This window comes from Nocardiopsis sp. LOL_012, from assembly GCF_048060475.1.
Taxonomy (GTDB): Bacteria; Actinomycetota; Actinomycetes; order Streptosporangiales; family Streptosporangiaceae; genus Nocardiopsis.
Genome location: NZ_JBHMIV010000009.1, coordinates 98,420 through 115,263, shown reverse-complemented (window position 1 = coordinate 115,263; position 16,844 = coordinate 98,420). Strand labels below are relative to the sequence as shown.

Annotated in this window: 20 protein-coding genes and 1 riboswitch; of the genes, 11 read left to right on the top strand and 9 right to left on the bottom strand. The window is 72.0% G+C overall.

Features of this window, described 5'->3' with window-relative positions; translation table 11 throughout:
* Positions 1-80 precede the first annotated feature (80 nt).
* The 4 genes from ACFHWE_RS08305 to ACFHWE_RS08290 all read right to left on the bottom strand — a co-directional run bounded on the left by ACFHWE_RS08305 (position 81) and on the right by ACFHWE_RS08290 (position 1,922).
* Positions 81-251: an FxLD family lanthipeptide gene (locus ACFHWE_RS08305; RefSeq protein ID WP_416600028.1), complete on the bottom strand. Its 171-nt coding sequence runs from the start codon at positions 249-251 to the stop codon at positions 81-83.
* Between the two features lie 95 nt (positions 252-346).
* Positions 347-1,219: a helix-turn-helix domain-containing protein gene (locus ACFHWE_RS08300; RefSeq protein WP_416600027.1), complete on the bottom strand. Its 873-nt coding sequence runs from the start codon at positions 1,217-1,219 to the stop codon at positions 347-349.
* Positions 1,220-1,744: a DUF6879 family protein gene (locus ACFHWE_RS08295; protein ID WP_416600026.1), complete on the bottom strand. Its 525-nt coding sequence runs from the start codon at positions 1,742-1,744 to the stop codon at positions 1,220-1,222.
* Entirely contained in the window at positions 1,728-1,922 is a 195-nt protein-coding gene (locus ACFHWE_RS08290; RefSeq protein ID WP_416600025.1) for a hypothetical protein, read from the bottom strand. Before ACFHWE_RS08290 ends, ACFHWE_RS08295 begins: the two co-directional genes overlap by 17 nt.
* A gap of 119 nt (positions 1,923-2,041) precedes the next feature.
* On the opposite strand from ACFHWE_RS08290, the gene ACFHWE_RS08285 reads away from it, so the two are divergent.
* The 3 genes from ACFHWE_RS08285 to ACFHWE_RS08275 are packed head-to-tail and all read left to right on the top strand — an operon-like array spanning position 2,042 to position 3,709.
* Entirely contained in the window at positions 2,042-2,326 is a 285-nt protein-coding gene (locus ACFHWE_RS08285; RefSeq protein ID WP_416600024.1) for a hypothetical protein, read from the top strand.
* Entirely contained in the window at positions 2,323-3,234 is a 912-nt protein-coding gene (locus ACFHWE_RS08280; protein WP_416600023.1) for a hypothetical protein, read from the top strand. Before ACFHWE_RS08285 ends, ACFHWE_RS08280 begins: the two co-directional genes overlap by 4 nt.
* 22 nt (positions 3,235-3,256) lie before the next feature.
* Entirely contained in the window at positions 3,257-3,709 is a 453-nt protein-coding gene (locus tag ACFHWE_RS08275) for a hypothetical protein (RefSeq protein ID WP_416600022.1), read from the top strand.
* Between the two features lie 171 nt (positions 3,710-3,880).
* Here ACFHWE_RS08275 and ACFHWE_RS08270 read toward each other — a convergent pair whose 3' ends face one another.
* Complete coding sequence (locus ACFHWE_RS08270) at positions 3,881-4,240, bottom strand: Rv2175c family DNA-binding protein (RefSeq protein WP_416600021.1); 360 nt, start codon at positions 4,238-4,240, stop codon at positions 3,881-3,883.
* A 126-nt stretch (positions 4,241-4,366) separates the two neighbouring features.
* A riboswitch (TPP riboswitch) is annotated at positions 4,367-4,478 on the top strand.
* Between ACFHWE_RS08270 and thiO the strand changes: the two genes are divergently transcribed.
* The 7 genes from thiO (at position 4,476) to thiI (ending at position 12,042) form a co-directional block, all read left to right on the top strand.
* Positions 4,476-5,654, top strand: a complete 1,179-nt coding sequence (thiO, locus tag ACFHWE_RS08265) for a glycine oxidase ThiO (RefSeq protein ID WP_416600020.1) — start codon at positions 4,476-4,478, stop codon at positions 5,652-5,654. Its footprint overlaps the riboswitch before it by 3 nt.
* Positions 5,645-5,860 carry a sulfur carrier protein ThiS gene (thiS, locus tag ACFHWE_RS08260; RefSeq protein WP_416600019.1) on the top strand — a complete coding sequence of 72 codons (216 nt, stop codon included), beginning with the start codon at positions 5,645-5,647 and terminating at the stop codon, positions 5,858-5,860. Before thiO ends, thiS begins: the two co-directional genes overlap by 10 nt.
* Before the next feature lie 2 nt (positions 5,861-5,862).
* Positions 5,863-6,633 (top strand): thiazole synthase, encoded by a 771-nt coding sequence (locus tag ACFHWE_RS08255; protein ID WP_416600018.1) that lies wholly within the window; start codon positions 5,863-5,865, stop codon positions 6,631-6,633.
* Between the two features lie 241 nt (positions 6,634-6,874).
* On the top strand, positions 6,875-8,848 hold the full coding sequence (pknB, locus tag ACFHWE_RS08250) for a Stk1 family PASTA domain-containing Ser/Thr kinase (protein ID WP_416600017.1): 1,974 nt from the start codon (positions 6,875-6,877) through the stop codon (positions 8,846-8,848).
* 17 nt (positions 8,849-8,865) lie between these two features.
* Entirely contained in the window at positions 8,866-9,534 is a 669-nt protein-coding gene (locus ACFHWE_RS08245) for a response regulator (protein ID WP_416600016.1), read from the top strand.
* Positions 9,535-9,637: 103 nt separating this feature from the next.
* The gene (locus ACFHWE_RS08240) at positions 9,638-10,663 is read left to right on the top strand and encodes a 6-phosphofructokinase (protein ID WP_416600015.1); all 1,026 of its coding nucleotides are present in this window, start codon (positions 9,638-9,640) and stop codon (positions 10,661-10,663) included.
* Positions 10,664-10,770: 107 nt separating this feature from the next.
* Positions 10,771-12,042 (top strand): tRNA uracil 4-sulfurtransferase ThiI, encoded by a 1,272-nt coding sequence (gene thiI, locus ACFHWE_RS08235; RefSeq protein WP_416600014.1) that lies wholly within the window; start codon positions 10,771-10,773, stop codon positions 12,040-12,042.
* A gap of 24 nt (positions 12,043-12,066) precedes the next feature.
* Here thiI and aroF read toward each other — a convergent pair whose 3' ends face one another.
* Positions 12,067-13,113 (bottom strand): 3-deoxy-7-phosphoheptulonate synthase, encoded by a 1,047-nt coding sequence (aroF, locus tag ACFHWE_RS08230; RefSeq protein WP_416600013.1) that lies wholly within the window; start codon positions 13,111-13,113, stop codon positions 12,067-12,069.
* A gap of 402 nt (positions 13,114-13,515) precedes the next feature.
* Between aroF and ACFHWE_RS08225 the strand changes: the two genes are divergently transcribed.
* The gene (locus tag ACFHWE_RS08225) at positions 13,516-14,061 is read left to right on the top strand and encodes a molybdopterin-dependent oxidoreductase (protein ID WP_416600072.1); all 546 of its coding nucleotides are present in this window, start codon (positions 13,516-13,518) and stop codon (positions 14,059-14,061) included.
* Between the two features lie 5 nt (positions 14,062-14,066).
* Here ACFHWE_RS08225 and macS read toward each other — a convergent pair whose 3' ends face one another.
* The 3 genes from macS to ACFHWE_RS08210 are packed head-to-tail and all read right to left on the bottom strand — an operon-like array spanning position 14,067 to position 16,810.
* The gene (gene macS, locus ACFHWE_RS08220; protein WP_416600070.1) at positions 14,067-15,146 is read right to left on the bottom strand and encodes a MacS family sensor histidine kinase; all 1,080 of its coding nucleotides are present in this window, start codon (positions 15,144-15,146) and stop codon (positions 14,067-14,069) included.
* 57 nt (positions 15,147-15,203) lie between these two features.
* The gene (locus ACFHWE_RS08215; RefSeq protein WP_416600012.1) at positions 15,204-16,016 is read right to left on the bottom strand and encodes a hypothetical protein; all 813 of its coding nucleotides are present in this window, start codon (positions 16,014-16,016) and stop codon (positions 15,204-15,206) included.
* Positions 16,013-16,810 (bottom strand): alpha/beta hydrolase, encoded by a 798-nt coding sequence (locus tag ACFHWE_RS08210; RefSeq protein ID WP_416600011.1) that lies wholly within the window; start codon positions 16,808-16,810, stop codon positions 16,013-16,015. The genes ACFHWE_RS08215 and ACFHWE_RS08210 overlap by 4 nt, the downstream gene beginning before the upstream one ends.
* Positions 16,811-16,844: the final 34 nt, after the last annotated feature.

Here is a 16,844-nt window from a genome sequence, read left to right as displayed (position 1 = left end):
CCCTCTGTCCCTCTCCGGGTGGGAGGGTGCGGGCCGGTCGGCAACCGGTCGTCCGGTCCGCACCCCGGGGTGGGCTCGGACTAGGAAGTGGTGCAGGCGCTCGGGCAGGAGCTCCCGCAGGTGTCTCCGGTGCTGCACGCCAGGATCGACTCGGTCACCGGCGTGCCCTCGATGAAGGAGATGTCGAGACCGAACGGGTCGGTGGCTTCGGTGTCAGTGGTGTCCTGCTGGGATTCCTGCGCCAAGCGCATCGCTCACTCTTTCCGGTAGGGGGCTCTGGCACAGGAAAGACTAGGCACGCCGGAAAGTCGTTTGAAGGACTTTCACGGGTGGGAATAAATTCACGCTACGGAATGTCGGTTTTCGCTCGTTCTCGATATTCCTGGGCGAGTCGGCCGAGAAACAAGCGGGCATCCTCATGCGCGAGGGATCGGTCGTGGTAGAAGTCGAAGATCTCTTCGCTGTAGGCGATGTCCTTGGGGTCGCGTAGCGCCAGCTCACCGGTGAACACCTCAACGGTGACGAGCCGGTCGTCGTAGAGCGTGAACCCGTTGAGCGGCCCGCTCGGGACTGGAGGGTGGGCGGGGACGATCCGGATGTCCACCCCGGCCAGCTCACTCAAGGACGCGAGGCGGTCCATCTGCAACGCCATGACCGTGGGCGGGCACAGCGGCCAGCGCAGCGCGGCCTCGGTGAGCACGAACACGAACCGTCGTCCCGGCTGGTAGAGGGCCTGTTGGCGTTCCAGTCGGCGGGCCAGGGCCGTGTGCCACTCCGCACCGCGGTTCACCAGTGGGTGCGCCAGGCTCTGTCGCGCGTATTCGGGGGTCTGCAGCAGGCCGGTGATCATGCACGGCAGGAAGTAGCGGATCGTGGCCGCCGCGCCCTCGATGGCGGCCAGGTCGCGCTGCAGCTCCCCCAAGCCGCGTTGCAGCGCGGTGCGGAACCCCTGGTAGTCGGAGTTGGTCACCCGCGCCAGCTCCAGCAGGCGCACCCCGTCCCCTCCTTCCAAGGGGACGCCGAGGGCGGTGAGGATGCGTTCGACGTCCAGATGGGAGGGGCGGATGCGGTTGTTCTCGATCTTGCTGATCTTGGCCTGGCTCATACCGGCGCGGGCGGCCAGGCCCGCACCGGTCATCCCGGCAGCGCGGCGGAGCCGGCGCAGGGCGTCGGCCAGTTCGCCGCGCTGCCGGTCGGCGTTCTCGGGCTCAAGGGTCAATCAGCGGACCTTGTAGTACTCGGTGAAGGGGGTGGAGTGCTCCAGGGCCAGGTCCTTGTACCGGACATAGGGGGCGGGGTCGGTGTCCTCCAGCAGTTCCCGGCCGGTCTGGGTGCCGTCGGCAGCGTAGTGCATGAGGACCACATGCGTGTCGTCGAAGAGCCAGAAGTCCTGCCGGGGAAGGCCGGGGTCGGGGGTGGTGGCGAAGTCGAGGATGTTGACCTCCTCTCCCGCCTGGACGCTGAAGGCGTACCCCCACTCGAACTGGAACCGCAGGTGGTCGCCGACAGGGCTGGTGAGGGTGTGGACCCTGCGCATCCGGCGCCCGGCTTCCACGTGCTCGCGGACCTTGATCAGGTAGGTGTCGGTGTGCAGCTCCTCGGCGGGCCGTGCTTCTCCGGCCAGGAAACGGCGCAGCTCGTCCTCTTCCTCGGGCACGGTGTAGCCCGGCAGAGTCTCCAGCCGGAACGCCTCCCGGCGGAAGGAGTGGAAGAACTCCTGCCAGGCGTCACCTTCCAAGCGCACAGGCGGCCTCCTCGATGAGGTGGGCGGGGATCTCGACGGCCACTTCACCGGCGGAGAGGGCGAGTTCTTCGGTGGCCTTCAACAGCGGCCCCTGGACGATCACGGTTCCCGTCCCGGTGGAGAACACACCCGGGCAGTCGTTCCGGTTGCAATCACCAGAAAGTTTCCGAAGTGCCATGAATCATCCTTTCCGTATGGCATTATCGAGAATTCACGGTAGAGAGCGGCTGGGGTGACGGTCAACTCATCCGGGAGTATTCACGCTCGGGAATATTCCTTCGGTGTTCAGGAAGGGCTGTGGACGAGTCACGCCAGAGGATCGAGTCGGTCAAGGCGCACACCGCTCTGGGGGGCCGTCTGGTGCACGGCTGCCAGTCCGCTCCCTCACAGCGGGGCGGGGTGGTGGCGGCCTACGGCACGCCGATGAACAGGTTCCGCGATGACCTGGCCGGGTTCCGGGACATGTGGATCGACAGGGTCCGCTCCTTCGACACCTCGACCTGGCCGGCTGCGGCCATGATGGGGTGGGGCCTCCAAGGTCCCGCCCCTGTCCGGTGGCCTTCAGGAAGGACCCCATCATGAAGCAGACCCGGATCGACCGGCTGCGCACCCGGCTCACCGCCGAAGCAGGTATCGACACGGTCAAGGCCCAAACGCTGCACAGTTGGGAGCTCTCCCACGTCGAACGCCTCACCACCAGGGACGGCGGCACGGTGGTCCTCAAGGTCGCTAGCGAGCCGTTCACCCGTGAGGCCGACCACCTGCACTGCGCCCACCGCGCCGGGATACGTGTTCCTCGCCTCCTGGGTGTCGTGCACGAGGCGTCAACGGTGGGGATGCTCCAGAAGGATCTGGGGCCGGGGGTGCGCGAACCCACCGACGCGGACGGGATCGCGGCAGCGCTGGCCCTGCACACCGCGTCCGTGCCCGGCCACCTTGAGGAAGGCGGTAGCGCGTGGCTCACCTGCCTGCCACAGCGAGCTCTGGACACCGTCGGTGCACTGCGCGAGCGGGGCAGGTGGGGAGACACCGAGCGGATCGCCGACCTTCTGCGCCTGGTCTCGGACGCCGCTCCGGCACGCGCCCAGGGTGCGGAACTGGCCCCCTACGGGTGGGTGCACTCAGAGTTCCACCCCACCAGTCTGATCGTCACCGGCGAAGGCGTGTCCGTCCTCGACCTGGCGCGCACCTTCCACGGGCCGGGCCTGATGGACCTGGCGTCCTGGCACGGCACCGTCGACCCCGCGGACCCAGACCTGTTGGCCGGTTTCCTGGACTCCTATGTCGAGGCGGGCGGGCCCGCACAGACCCTGAGCCGCCGGGGCGGACTGGACGCGGCCCGGTGGGCGCTGGGCTGGCACCGTGTATGGATCGTGGAGTGGTACCTGTCCCAGGCCGCCCGGTGGATGGACAACCCCGAGACCGACCCCCTGTACATCCGCGTGGTGGGCACCCATCTGGAGGAAGCCACCGCTCTGCTCGACCTTTGACAGACCGATGAGGAGCCCCGTGATGGCCGTACCAGCCCAAATCCACCCCTTCGAGCAGATGACCACCCCTGGGGGTGTGCAGGTACCCGTCGATGAGGACCTCGTCCCACTCCTGGAGCGCTTGTGGGCGCTGGGAATGCGCACGAAATCGAGTTGTCAGGACTACGGGGCCCTGCTGGCGATGTCCGCCCCCGGTCTGCCCGCAGGAGACCAGAGGTGGGTCGACTTCCACGCCGACCGCTGCTGGGTGGAGATGGACGCCGCCGATGCTGAGGAACTGGTGGGCCTGCTGTCCCGAGACGGCGAGTTGCGGATGGCCGTGTCCCAGTGGGGAACGGCCCGGTCATGGCTGTGCGTGCGCCCCCTCCTACCGGCTTTGGAGAAGACCAGCGGCCACACCGCTTCCAGCGCCCACCTGTTCTTTCCCCGGGAGCACCTGGACCGGGTACTGCACGTACTCTCTGCCGTGAGCTGAGGGCTTCCCGTACCGCACCACGCACCCGAAGCGCAGCCGGGAGGGATCACGCCGCAGGCGGCCTCTGAGAGCGGCGTCAGGCGCGGCCGTCCCGCCCCGCGGTCGAAGTTCTCCCCGGAACGAGAATCGACGCCCGTCCTCGCCGCAGAGCGCATCTCGGCCCCATGGCGACTAGAACGCCATCCCCTGGGCCCTTCGGCGCACCTCGGTCCCGCGGTTCTCGCGCATGGCCTGGATGGGGGTGCCCGGCAGCGAGTCGTCGGGGGTGAACAGCCAGCGCAGCGCCTCCTCGGTGGAGAAGCCCGCGTCGGTGAGCAGCACCAGCGTGCCCGGTAGACCCTTGACGAGGTCGGTGCCGTCGATGAACGCCGCGGGTATGGACAGTTCACCGCCCCGGACCAGCCCCATCATCCGCTTCTCACGGATCAGCGTCTTGATCCGGTTGGGGCTCACGCCCAGCGGCCCGGCCGCCTCCTTGAGCGTCAGCCACTCGCCGATCAGTGCGTCGATGTCGGGTTCGCTTCGTGTCACCCCTCCAATCTGCCACACGCGCCGCGAAGGCGCGCACCTTCGCGCCCCGGGGCGGACGTTCGCGGGGGGTGAACCGCCTCTCAGTGGTGCTCCACGGCGTGTCGACTACGATGAGGTGGCAGAACACGAACGTCCCGCGGGAGCCGGGTGGAGCCGGCTGAGAGGGAGGCCGGTCCGCCTCCGACCGCATGAACCTGATCCGGGTCATACCGGCGAAGGGAGTGGCACCGAAGCCATGCCCACCTCCGATTCCGGCGTGGTCGTGGTCGGCGGCGGCCTCATCGGGCGCGTCACGGCCTGGCGCGCCGCGCAGCGGGGCCTGCCGGTCACCGTCGTCCAGCCCGCGGCCTCCGACGCGGGCGCCGCCTCCACGGTCGCGGCGGGCATGCTCACTCCGGCCACCGAGGCGGCCTTCGGCGAGGAGCCGCTCATGGAGCTGGGCCTCCGGTCGGCGGGTCTGTACGCGGACTTCGTCGCCGAGCTGGAGGCCGCCTCGGGTGTGGAGGTGGGCTACCGCACCAGCGGGACCCTGCTGGTCGCCTTCGACCGCGACGACCTGGCCGCCCTCGCCGACCTGCACGGCCTCCAGGAGCGCCTGGGCGTGGCGGGTGAGCGCCTGACCGGCCGCGAGTGCCGCCGGCTGGAGCCGATGCTGGCGCCCTCGGTGCGCGGCGGCCTGCTCTGCCCCGATGACCACTCCGTGGACCCCCGGCGCCTGCTGCGGGCCCTGTCGGCGGCGGGCGGGCGCGCCGGTGTGTCCGAGGTGTCCGACCGCGCCGTGGGGGTCCTCTCCCCCGGCCCGGGCGGAGCCCGGCTGGGTGTGCGCCTGTCCGGGGGGCGGACCCTGCCCGCGGACCAGGTGGTCCTGGCCGCCGGGTGCTGGGGCGAACGGATCGCCGTCCCCGAACCGGTGGTGCCGGCGCTGCGCCCGGTCAAGGGCCAACTGCTGCGCATGCGCGGTCCGGAGGGGGAGCCGCCGATCGTCGGGCGGACCGTCCGGGGCCTGGTCCGGGGGTTCCCCGTCTACTTCGTCCCGCGCGAGGACGGGGAGGTGGTGGTCGGCGCCACTCAGGAGGAGCTGGGGCACGACACCGCGCTCACCGCCGGGGGACTGTGGCAGGTGCTCAGGGACGCGCGCGAACTCGTGCCCGGGGTGAGCGAGCTGGAGGTCACCGAGACGTGCGTGGGGCTGCGCCCGGGTTCGCCGGACAACGAACCGCTGCTGGGCCCCACCCGGGTCCCGGGGCTGCACCTAGCCGCCGGGCACTTCCGCCACGGCGTCCTGCTGACGCCGGTGACGGGGGAGGCGATGGCCGAGGTGCTCACCGACGGGGCGCTGCCCGGCTACGCGCGCCGGTTCGCCGCGGACCGTGTGGACGCCGGGGCTTCGACAGGGGAGGGACAGTGGAACTGATCGTCAACGGGGACCGGAGCGAGGTCCCCGAGGGTACGACCGTCGCGGACGTCGTGCGGGGCCTGACCGCCCCCGGCGGGGGCGAGGTCCCGGGCGGTATCGCCGCGGCCGTCAACGACGAGGTGGTCCGCCGGGCGGTGTGGGGGTCGACCCCGCTGTCGCCCGACGACCGCGTGGACGTGCTGACCGCCGTACAGGGGGGTTGAGGATGACCGACACGTTCGACGACCCGCTGGTGATCGCGGGCACCGCCTTCGGCTCCAGGCTGATCACCGGCACCGGCGGCGCTCCGTCGCTGGAGGTGCTGGAGGAGGCGCTCACCGTCTCCGGTACGGAGCTGACGACCGTGGCGATGCGCCGGGTCTCCCCCGGCACCCGCGGTTCGGTCTGGGACGTGCTGGAGCGCAACAAGATCCGGCCCCTGCCCAACACCGCGGGCTGTTTCACCGCGGCCGACGCAGTGCGCACGGCCCGGCTGGGCCGGGAGGCGCTGGGCACCGACTGGGTCAAGCTGGAGGTGGTGGCGGACGAGCACACTCTGCTGCCGGACCCCGTGGAGCTGCTGGAGGCCGCCGAGCTCCTGGTGGACGAGGGCTTCACCGTGCTGCCCTACACCAACGACGACCCGGTCCTGGCCCGGCGGCTGGAGCAGGCCGGGTGCGCGGCGGTGATGCCGCTGGCGGCGCCGATCGGCTCCGGCCTGGGCATCCGCAACCCGCACAACCTGGAGCTGATCGTGGAGGGCGCGGGGGTCCCGGTGATCGTGGACGCCGGGATCGGTACCGCCAGTGACGCCGCGCTGGCGATGGAGCTGGGCTGCGACGCCGTGCTGCTCGCCACCGCCGTGACCCGCGCCCAGGACCCGGTCCTAATGGCGGCGGCGATGCGTGACGCGGTCCGCGCGGGCCGGGCCGCACGCCTGGCGGGGCGGATTCCGGTGCGCCGCCACGCGCGGGCCTCCTCGCCGGCGGTGGACTGACGCCCGGCGCCTTGCGCCCGTCCTCTACCGTGGGTGGGGCGTGCGCCGCCTCGGCGGCGCACGCCCGATGACAACCCAGGCGCGAGCGCCTTCCACGAGCGTGGTTCGGGCGACGCGACCGTGATCCGCGGGGCGGACGGGTACGTGCTTTCCGCTATCGTGTCCGTTCGACACCCGGTGTCGTGTACGCGCCTTCGGGACGCGACCGCCCGTGCTCCCCGCAACAAGGACACTCTCCGCCGTGGACATGACGACTTCCGATCCCCTCGTAGGCGCGACGCTGGACCGACGCTACTTCGTCGAGTCCAGGATCGCCGGTGGCGGGATGGCGACCGTCTACGTCGCCCACGACCTGAGGCTCGACCGGCGACTGGCGCTGAAGGTCATGCACGCGTCGCTCGCCCAGGATCCGACGTTCGTCCAGCGCTTCATCAACGAGGCGCACTCCGTCGCCAAGCTCTCCCACCCCAACGTCGTCCAGGTCTTCGACCAGGGTGAGGACCGGGGGCACGTCTTCCTGGCCATGGAGTACGTTCCGGGACTGACCCTGCGCGAGCACCTGAGGTCGCGCGGCCGCCTGCCGGCGCGCGAGGCGCTCCAGGTGATGGCCCCGGTGCTGGCGGCCCTGGGCGCCGCCCACCAGGCCGGGATGATCCACCGCGACGTCAAGCCGGAGAACGTGCTCATCACCGAGGACGGCCGGGTGAAGGTGGCCGACTTCGGTCTGGCCCGCGCGGTGGAGCAGTCGCAGCAGGGCCTCACCCGCACCGGCACCCTGATGGGCACGGCCGCCTACCTTGCGCCCGAGCAGATCGAACAGGGTGTGGCCGACGCGCGCACCGACGTCTACTCCGCGGGCATCATGCTCTACGAGCTGCTCACCGGTACGCAGCCGCACACCGGTGAGACGCCGATCGCCATCGCCTACCAGCACGTGAACGAGGACGTCCCGCGCCCGTCGCAGTACCTGCCACGACTGTCGCCGGACGTCGACGACCTGGTGACCAAGGGCACCGAGCGCGATCCGCGGTACCGGCCGAGCAACGCGGGCCAGTACCTGGCCAAGCTCCTAGAGGTGCTCGGCCGCATGCCGGAGCGGTCCGAGCCCGCCGCGGGCCCGATGCCGCCGGTGGGCCGGGCCGGGGCGACGGGGTCCTCGATCACCGCGCCCGAGCTGATCGCGGGAGGTGCCGGGCCCGGTACGGAGAACGCCACGATGGTGGTGGACATGGGCGCGGTCCCCCCTTCCGACGACTACGGCGACGGCTACGACGAGGAGGCCGACGAGAGCCTGCGGCGGCGGCGCAACCTCCTGCTCGGTATCGGCGGCGCGATCGTGGCGATCGTGGTGTTCGTCGCCGGGTGGTGGCTGTTCCTCGGCCGCTTCGAGCAGGTCCCGGACGTGACGGGGTCGACGCTCAACTCCGCGCGGGAGCAGGTCCGCACCGAGGGCCTGGTGCTGGTGGAGGCCGAGGAGCGGGTCTACAGCGACGGTGTCGAGGCGGGGCGGGTCGCCCGGACCGAGCCCGCGGCCGAGGAGCGGATGCTGCCGGGCGAGGAGGTCACGGCCTACGTCTCCCTGGGTCCGCGGGTCGTGGAGATGCCCGACCTGGAGGGCGAGGACATCGTGGACGCCCTCGCCGAACTGGAGGACCTGGGCTTCGGCGAGGACGCCGTCGAACAGGTGGACCAGGACGCCGAGGGGGTGACCCCCGGTGAGGTGATCTCCACCGAGCCCGCGCCCGGCGAGGATGCCGACCGGGAGGAGGGCGTCACCGTCACGATCAGCCGCGGCATCGAGGTGCCCCCGCTGGTCGGCCAGGAGCAGGAGGAGGCCGAGCGCACGCTGCGCCAGCTCGACCTGAACGTCGAGGTCGTGGAGCAGGACAGCGAGGAGGTCGAGAAGGGCCTGGTGATCAGCCAGAGCCCCGACTCCGGCCGCACGGTGGGTGCCGCGGGCACCGTCACCATCACCGTCTCCACCGGCCCGCCCGGGATCGAGGTGCCCGACGTGGTCGGCATGAACGTGGGCGAGGCGCGCCAGGCCCTGGAGGAGGCCGGGTTCAAGGTGAAGGTCGAGCGCATCGCGGGCGGCCGGACCGTGGTGCACCAGTCCCACGAGGACAAGGCGCCCGAGGACACCGAGATCACGATCACCGCCACGCCGGGCGGCATCGAGCTGCCCGGGATCGGCGACGACGGGGACGACGACTGACGACCGAGGGGGCCGCCGTGGTGTCGGAGGCGGTGCGGGTACTGGTGGTGGACGACCACCCGATGTGGCGCGACGCGGTCGCCCGCGACCTGGAGGAGGCGGGGCTCGACGTGGTCGCCACGGCGGGGGACGGCGCCAAGGCACTGCGCGTCGCCCCGGCGGTGCGGCCCGCCCTCGCGGTGGTGGACCTCAACCTGCCGGACATGAGCGGGGTCGAGCTCACCGCCGGGCTGCTGGCGCTGGACGCGCCGCCCCGGGTCCTGGTGCTGTCCGCGAGCGGGGCCGATGACGACGTCCTGGCGGCCGTGAAGGCGGGGGCCACCGGATACCTGGTCAAGTCCGCGAGCCGGGACGAGCTGCTGGAGGCTGTGCGCCGTGTGAACGCGGGGGAGGCCGTGTACACGCCCGGGCTGGCCGGGCTGGTCCTGGGCGAGTACCGGCGGCTGTCGGCGGCGGAGGCGCCCGCTGATCCCGAGCCCGCCGCACCGGAGCTCACGCCGCGCGAGACCGAGGTGCTGCGCCTGGTCGCCAAGGGCCTGGCCTACAAGCAGATCGCGCGGCGGCTGGAGATCTCCCACCGGACGGTGCAGAACCACGTCCAGAACACGTTCACCAAACTCCAGTTGCACAACCGGGTCGAGCTGGCGCGCTACGCGATGGAGCGGGGACTCGAAGAGGACCGGTGAATTCACCGGTTCGGGGTGGCCCCGGCCCGCCCCGGCCACTATGGTCTAGACCATATGGCGCTGTGCGCCCCGTCACCCAACACTCAACGTCGAGGAGAGTCGCATGCGAGTCGGTGTGCTGACCGGTGGAGGAGACTGTCCGGGCCTGAACGCGGTCATCCGGGCCGTGGTGCGCAAGGGGATCAAGGACCACGGGTACGAGTTCGTCGGCTTCCGGGACGGCTGGCGCGGCCCCCTGGAGGGCGACACCGTGGCACTGGACGTGGAGTCCGTCCGCGGCATCCTGCCCCGGGGCGGGACCATCCTGGGCTCCTCCCGCACCAACCTGATGAAGATCGAGGGCGGCGTCGAACGGGTCAAGGACAACATGGCCGGGCTGGGCGTGGACGCGCTCGTGGCCATCGGCGGCGAGGACACCCTCGGAGTGGCCCGCCAACTGCACGACCGCGGCGTCAAGGTCGTGGGCGTGCCCAAGACCATCGACAACGACCTCAACGCCACCGACTACACCTTCGGGTTCGACACGGCCGTCAACATCGCCATGGAGGCGATCGACCGCCTGCACACCACCGCCGAGTCGCACCACCGCGCGCTCGTGGTGGAGGTGATGGGCCGCCACGCCGGGTGGATCGCCCTGCACTCGGGCATGGCCGCGGGCGCCAACGTCATCCTCGTCCCCGAGCGCCCCTTCGACATCGAAGAGGTGGTGGGGCACGTCGAGAGCCGGTTCCGCACCCAGTACGCGCCGATCATCGTCGTCGCCGAGGGCGCCCACCCCAAGGAGGGCCAGATGGAGCTGGCCACCGGGGAGACGGACTCCTTCGGGCACGTGCGCCTGGGCGGTATCGGCCAGCGCCTGGCCGACGAGATCGAGCAGCGCACCGGCAAGGAGGCCCGTTCGGTGGTGCTCGGCCACGTCCAGCGGGGCGGCACCCCCTCGGCCTTCGACCGGGTCCTGGCGACCCGTCTGGGCCTGCACGCGATCGACGCCGTCGCCGACGGGGACTTCGGGCGGATGGTCGGTCTCCAGGGCACCGAGATCGTCCGCGTCGACCTGGCCGAGGCCACGGACACCCTCAAGACCGTCCCCGCCGGGCGGTACCAGGAGGCGGAGACCTTCTTCGGCTGAGCGCGTCCGGAGCGGTGGGCCCGGTGCTCGATACTGGAGGGTGCGGCGCGCGAACGGCGCCGCCGCACCCTCACCCGCACCGGACCCCACCACCGGAGGTAGCCGCCATGTCCGCGCCGCTCGAATCCGTGCCGCCGCCCCAGGACCGGGACGGAGCCGGTTCCGGGCTGGGTGAGCTCTGCGTCCTGATGAAGCTCGGGGAGATCGTCCTCAAGGGCTCCAACCGCAAGCTGTTCGAACGGCGCCTGCACAACAACATCCGCAACTCCGTGCGGGACCTGGGGCAGATCCGCCTCTCCCAGCGCGGTTCGGGCGTGATCATCGTGCGCCGGCCCGGCGCCTCCGACGTGGAGGTGGCTCGGATTGCCGAGCGCATGGCCGACGTCATGGGCGTGGTGTGGGTCCACCTGGTGCGCCGGGTGGACAAGGACCTGGACACGATCACCGACGTGGCCGTGCGGTCCATGGCCGACCTGGAGGGCTCGTTCGCGGTCCGGGCCCGCCGCCGCGACAAGCGGTTCGCGATGACCTCCTCGGAGCTGGCCGGGCACCTGGGGTCGAGGATCGTCGAGGCGTACGGGTACCCGGTGCGCCTCAAGCGGCCCGACCACACCCTGTACGTGGAGGTGGACAAGGACGAGGCGTTCGTGTTCACCGACGGCACCCCCGGCCAGGGCGGGCTGCCGGCGGGGATGAGCGGCCGCGGGCTGGTGCTGATGTCGGGCGGGATCGACTCCCCCGTCGCCGCGCACCGGATGATCCGACGCGGGCTCAAGGTGGACTTCCTGCACTTCTCCGGGATGCCCTTCACCGGCCCCGAGTCCATCTACAAGGCCTACAGCCTGGTGCGCCAGCTCGACCGGTTCCAGGTGGGCTCGCGCCTGTTCGTGATCCCCTTCGGCAAGGCGCAGCAGCAGTTGAAGAGCTCGGGGGCCGAGCGCCTGCAGATCGTCGCCCAGCGCCGCCTGATGCTCAGGACCGCTGAGGCCCTCGCCGACGACCTGGGGTCGGAGTGCCTGGTCACCGGGGACGCGCTGGGCCAGGTGTCGAGCCAGACGATGGCCAACATCACCGCCCTGGACGACGCGGTGGACCTGCCGATCCTGCGTCCGCTCATCGGCATGGACAAGACCGAGATCATGGACCAGGCGCGCAGGATCGGCACTCTGGCCATCTCGGAGCTGCCGGACGAGGACTGCTGCACCATGCTGACCCCACGCCAGGTGGAGACCTCGGCCAAGATCGGCGACCTGCGCCAGATCGATCGGCGCCTGGACGCCGACGAGCTGGCCGAACACCTGGTCACCACGGCCCAGGTGCACAAGCCCAGCTTCCTGGGCGAGGCGGCCCCCGCCGACGTCCGCGCCGCCGGGGCCTGAGCGGCCCCGCGGCGCGGACGCGCCCTACAGGGCCGCCGGTACGCGTTCGGGCGCGGGGGTGAGGGTACGGCCGCCCAGTGTGGCCAGGGTGCCCGCCAGGTCCCGCAGTTCGTCCAGGTCCTCCTCGACCAGGGCCTGGGGGCCGTCGCACAGGGCGCTGCCGGGGTCGGGGTGCACGTCCACGATCACGCCGTCCGCGCCCACCGCGACGGCCGCGCGCGAGAGCGGCAGGACGAGGGAGCGCTTGCCGCCCGAGTGGGAGGGGTCCACGATCACGGGCAGGTGCGACAGGTTCTGGGCGACCGGCACCGCACTGATGTCGAGGGTGTTGCGGGTGGCCTTCTCGAAGGTGCGGATGCCGCGCTCGCACAGGACGATGTCGAGGTTGCCGCGCTGGGCGATGTACTCGGCGGCCATCAGCCACTCCTCGATGGTGGCGCTCATGCCGCGCTTGAGCAGTACCGGCTTGCCCACGTCACCCGCCGCCTGCAGCAGGGCGAAGTTCTGCATGTTGCGGGTGCCGATCTGGAGCATGTCCGCGTAGGAGGCGACCAGGTCGACGTCGGCGGCGTCCACGACCTCGGTGACGATCGGCAGGCCGGTCTCCTCGCGCACGTCGGCGAGGATCCTCAGGCCATGCTCGCCCAGCCCCTGGAAGGCGTACGGGGAGGTGCGGGGCTTGTAGGCGCCGCCCCTCAGCAGCGCGGCGCCGGCCCTGGCCGCCATTCGGGCGGCCTCCAGCGTCTGCTCGGGCGTCTCCACGGCGCACGGGCCGGCGATGACCGTCACGTGGTCGCCGCCGATCGGCACGCCGCGCACACTCACCACGGAGCGGCTGTGGTGGTTCTCCCGGCTCACGAGTTTGTAGGGGGCGGAGATGCGCAGGACGTCGGCGACGCCGGGCCTGGCGGCCAGGCCGAGGCCCTGGAAGCGCTCCACGTCCCCCACCAGGCCGATGATGGTGCGGCTCACACCGCGTGTCACGTAGGCCTCCCCGCCCGCGGAGGAGACGAGTTCGACGAGAGCGTCGATGTTGTCGGCTGTGGCGTCCGGCGCCATCACGATGACCATGTGTGCAGTCCCTGTTCCTCGGTGTGCGGCGGAGCCGCCGGACCGGGACGGTCGGGCCGGGGAACGACAGGAGCCCCGGGCCGTCCGGCCCGGGGCTCCTGGGAAGTCGTCCTTGTCAGCGCAGCACTGGCGAGGCGACCGTCCGGGAATCGGGCCGGTAGCCATAGAAAAAGCGCCAGGTGTTTCGCTGCATGGGGGCGACTATAGCGCACCGGTGCCGCGCCGTCACGCACCCGGGGTCCGTGATCTGTCTCATGCCGCACCTGACAGGATGTCCCAATGCCGATCTTTCCCAGACGAGCGGGAGGCGCGTTGTCCTACGGAACGGGGAGCGGTGAGGGAAAAGGCGCCGACCGGGCACGGCTGCCTCCGGGGCAGGCCCTGCGCCACGAGCACAAGGCGCTGCACTACGGCCCGGTGCCGACCTTCCGCCCGCACCGGTGGGACTTCCGGGTCATGGGGGTCACGGAGAGCCTGGGAACACACCGGTGGACCTGGGAGGAGTTCGAGGAGCTGCCCAGGAGCGACTCGGTGAGCGACTTCCACTGCGTGATGCGCTTCAGCGTGCCCGACGTGCGCTGGAGCGGCGTACGAGCGGTGGACCTGGTGCGCGCCGCGCCGCCCTCACCCGAGGTGACCCACGTGATGGCCTGGGGCGAGTACGGGTACAGCGCCAACCTGCCCCTGGAGACCTTCCTGTCGGAGGAGGTCGTCCTGGCCACCCACCGCGGCGGGGAGCCGCTGACCCCCGAGCACGGCTTCCCGCTGCGGCTCGTGGTGCCCCGGCTGTACGGCTGGAAGAGTGTGAAGTGGCTGCGCGCGGTGGAGTACATGACCGCGGACCGGCGGGGCTTCTGGGAGGAGCGCGGCTACCACAACCGCGCCGACCCCTGGAGCGAGCAGCGCTTCTCCCACCAGGAGGAGCCGGGCCACGGCCCGCCCCTGTGACCACCTCAGGGGCGCGCCCTGGGCAGTCTCAGCTCCACCTCGGTGCCCTCCCCGGGCAGGCTCGTGACCTCGGCGGTGCCCCCCAGGTCCCTCAACCGCCCCTGGAGTGACTGGACGACCCCCAGGCGGCCCTCGCGCCGGGCCTCCGCCAGGCGGCCGGGCGGGATGCCGGGCCCCTCGTCGCGGACGGAGACGGTCACCGCGTCGCCCTCGTCCTCCACCAGGATCCACACGGGGGTGCCCTCGGGGCAGTGCCGGGAGACGTTGTCGAGTGCGGCCGAGGCCGCGGCGGTGAGACCGGCCGCGGCGGGCGCGGGCAGCAGGACGGGGGTGGCGGGGGCGGCCAACGACACGTGCACCGACTCCAGGCGCCGGAGCCCCTCTCGCAGGTCGGTCCCCTCCCCCGGCCCGGGCGGTCCGGGACCGTCGGGGAGCCCGCCGCCGATGAGGGCGCGCAGCCGCACCTCCTGCTCCCCCGCCATCCGCCCCAGTTCGGCCGCCTCCCCCCCGGCTTCAGCGCCGCGCCTGCTCACCAGGGAGAGCACCTGGAGGACGGAGTCGTGGATGGACCGCGCCAACCGTTCGCGCTCGCGGATCCGTGCCTCCAGTGCCACGGCCCGCGCGAACCTGTGCTCGGCCCGCTCGGCGACCCCGGCCATGTACCCGACGGCCAGGCCCGCCAACAGCAGGAGCACCACGCCCCGGGCGGTCGCCGAGGTGACGGGGACACCCATCGACGAGCGCAGGACGATGTCGGCGCAGCCGTAGAGGAGGGCGACCGTGACCGCGCCACGGCGCCCCCAGACGATGCCGGCCGACAGCGCGGCCCCGGCGAACCAGTAGCCGCTCAGCGGAGGCGCCTGGGAGAGGTAGAAGGGCGTGGCGGCAGCGGCCGTGGCGAACAGGCAGGCGAAGGCCGCACCGAGGTCGGCGGCCACGAAGGGGCCGGTGCGCCATCGGGGGCGGGCGTAGGCGCAGGCGGTGAGGGCGGTCCACGCACCCATGGCCACGAGCACGGTCCAGACCAGCCAGGGCCTGGCCAGGTGCTCCTGGTGCTGGGCGGCCAGAACGAGGGAGTAGGCCAGGGAGGCCGCGCGGAAGACGGCGACGGCACGCCAGAGGGGGACGTCGAAACCCAGGGCTCAGACCACCGCCCCGTCGTCGGGGCCGTCTCCGTCGGAGCCGCCGTCGGCCATCCGCAGGATCAGCACCACGAATCCGGCCAGGAACGCCACGGTCACCAGGAGCATCAGCCAGCCGGGCAGGGGGATACCCGCGAAGAAGGAGCCGAAGACCAGGGCCGGCGCCCCCAGGGTCCCGCACCATGCGGCGATGCCCACGCGGTCCCCTTGGAGCAGCGGCGGAGGAGGGGGCGGTTCGTAGTGTCCCTCCTGCTCGGCCTCGGACCTGCGGCGCGCCTCCTCGGCGGCGCGGTCGCGGTCCTCGGGCCCGCCGCCGGGCGGACCGTCGGCGAGCAGGTCGCCGCCGTGGACGCCCTCCTCGGACGGACCGAGGTTCTCCGCGTCGGGCCAGTGGACGCGCCCGCGCTCGGCTGCGGTGTCGCCGTAGAAGCGGGCGACCAGGTCGTTGAAGACCTCGTCCTCGGCTAGGTGGCCGGCGGGGCCCTCCAGCAGGTCCCCGCCGGACGGCGGGCCGGGGCGGGGCGCCTCCCCGTCCGGGGCGAGGAGGTCGGAGGCGCCGTCGGGGCCGGGCAGTTCCGTTCCCAGGAGCCGCTCGGCGGCGGTCCGCTCCTCGGCGTCCACGTACAGGTGGTCGGTGGGGGGGTCCTCGGCCCCGCCGGACGGCTCCAGGACGTCCTCCTCCAGGGGGACGGCGTAGGCGGCGATCCCGCTGCGCCGCAGCGCCTCCAGCATCCAGTCGGCCTGCCCGGGCGCGAGCATGGCCAGAGGGACGTAGGCATCGGCGAGCAGCCCGTTGCCCCGGCGTCGTTTCATCGGACGGCCCCTTCCCCGCTCCTCCTCCACTCTCGTACGAAGGCGAGGCTTCCGTCGAGGATCACGTCCGCGTCGTGGTCGAGGGTGGCCACGTGGTAACTGCGGTGCAGGGGATGGACCACCACCCGGGTGGCGACGGCCCCGCGGACGAGCAGGCGCAGGCTCCGAGGGCCGACGACGTGGTCCTCCAGGCTCCGGTAGGCCAGGACCGGGGCCCGCAGGGCGGGCAGGCCCGCGCGCACGGCGCGCCACAGCTTCGGGAGCGTGGCCGCGGCGGCGGTGGGCACCCGCGAGTACCCGCCCTCGACCACCCCGGCCTTGGCGACGTCGCTGCTCAGGCCGGGGGTGGAGGGCAGGATCCGCGCGACCAGCTTCCGGACCGGCGCGATCAGGGGGAGCCTGGGGTCCTCCAGTGCCAGCGACGGGTTGACGACCACGACGCCGCGCACGAGGTCGGGGTACTCCTGGGCCGCGCGGAGCGCGAGGGCGCCGCCCATGGACAGCCCCATGACGAACACCTCGTCGCACCGCGAGGCCAGTTCCATCAGCGCCAGTTCCACCGCCTCGTACCAGTCGTCGCTGGTCGTGAGGTTCATGTCCCGCCACTGGGTGCCGTGCCCGGGAAGAAGTGGCACCTCCACGCTGTACCCGGCCGCGGCCAGGTGTTCGGCCCAGGGGCGCATGGAGTGCGGGGAACCGGTGAACCCGTGGCAGAGCAGGACACCGACCTCGGAGCCCCGGTGGCTGTAGGGCTCCGCGCCGGGGATCAGGGTGGTGTCGGCGGTCGGTCTCACTGAGCGGCTCCAGGGACTCGGGGCTGTGCGGGCG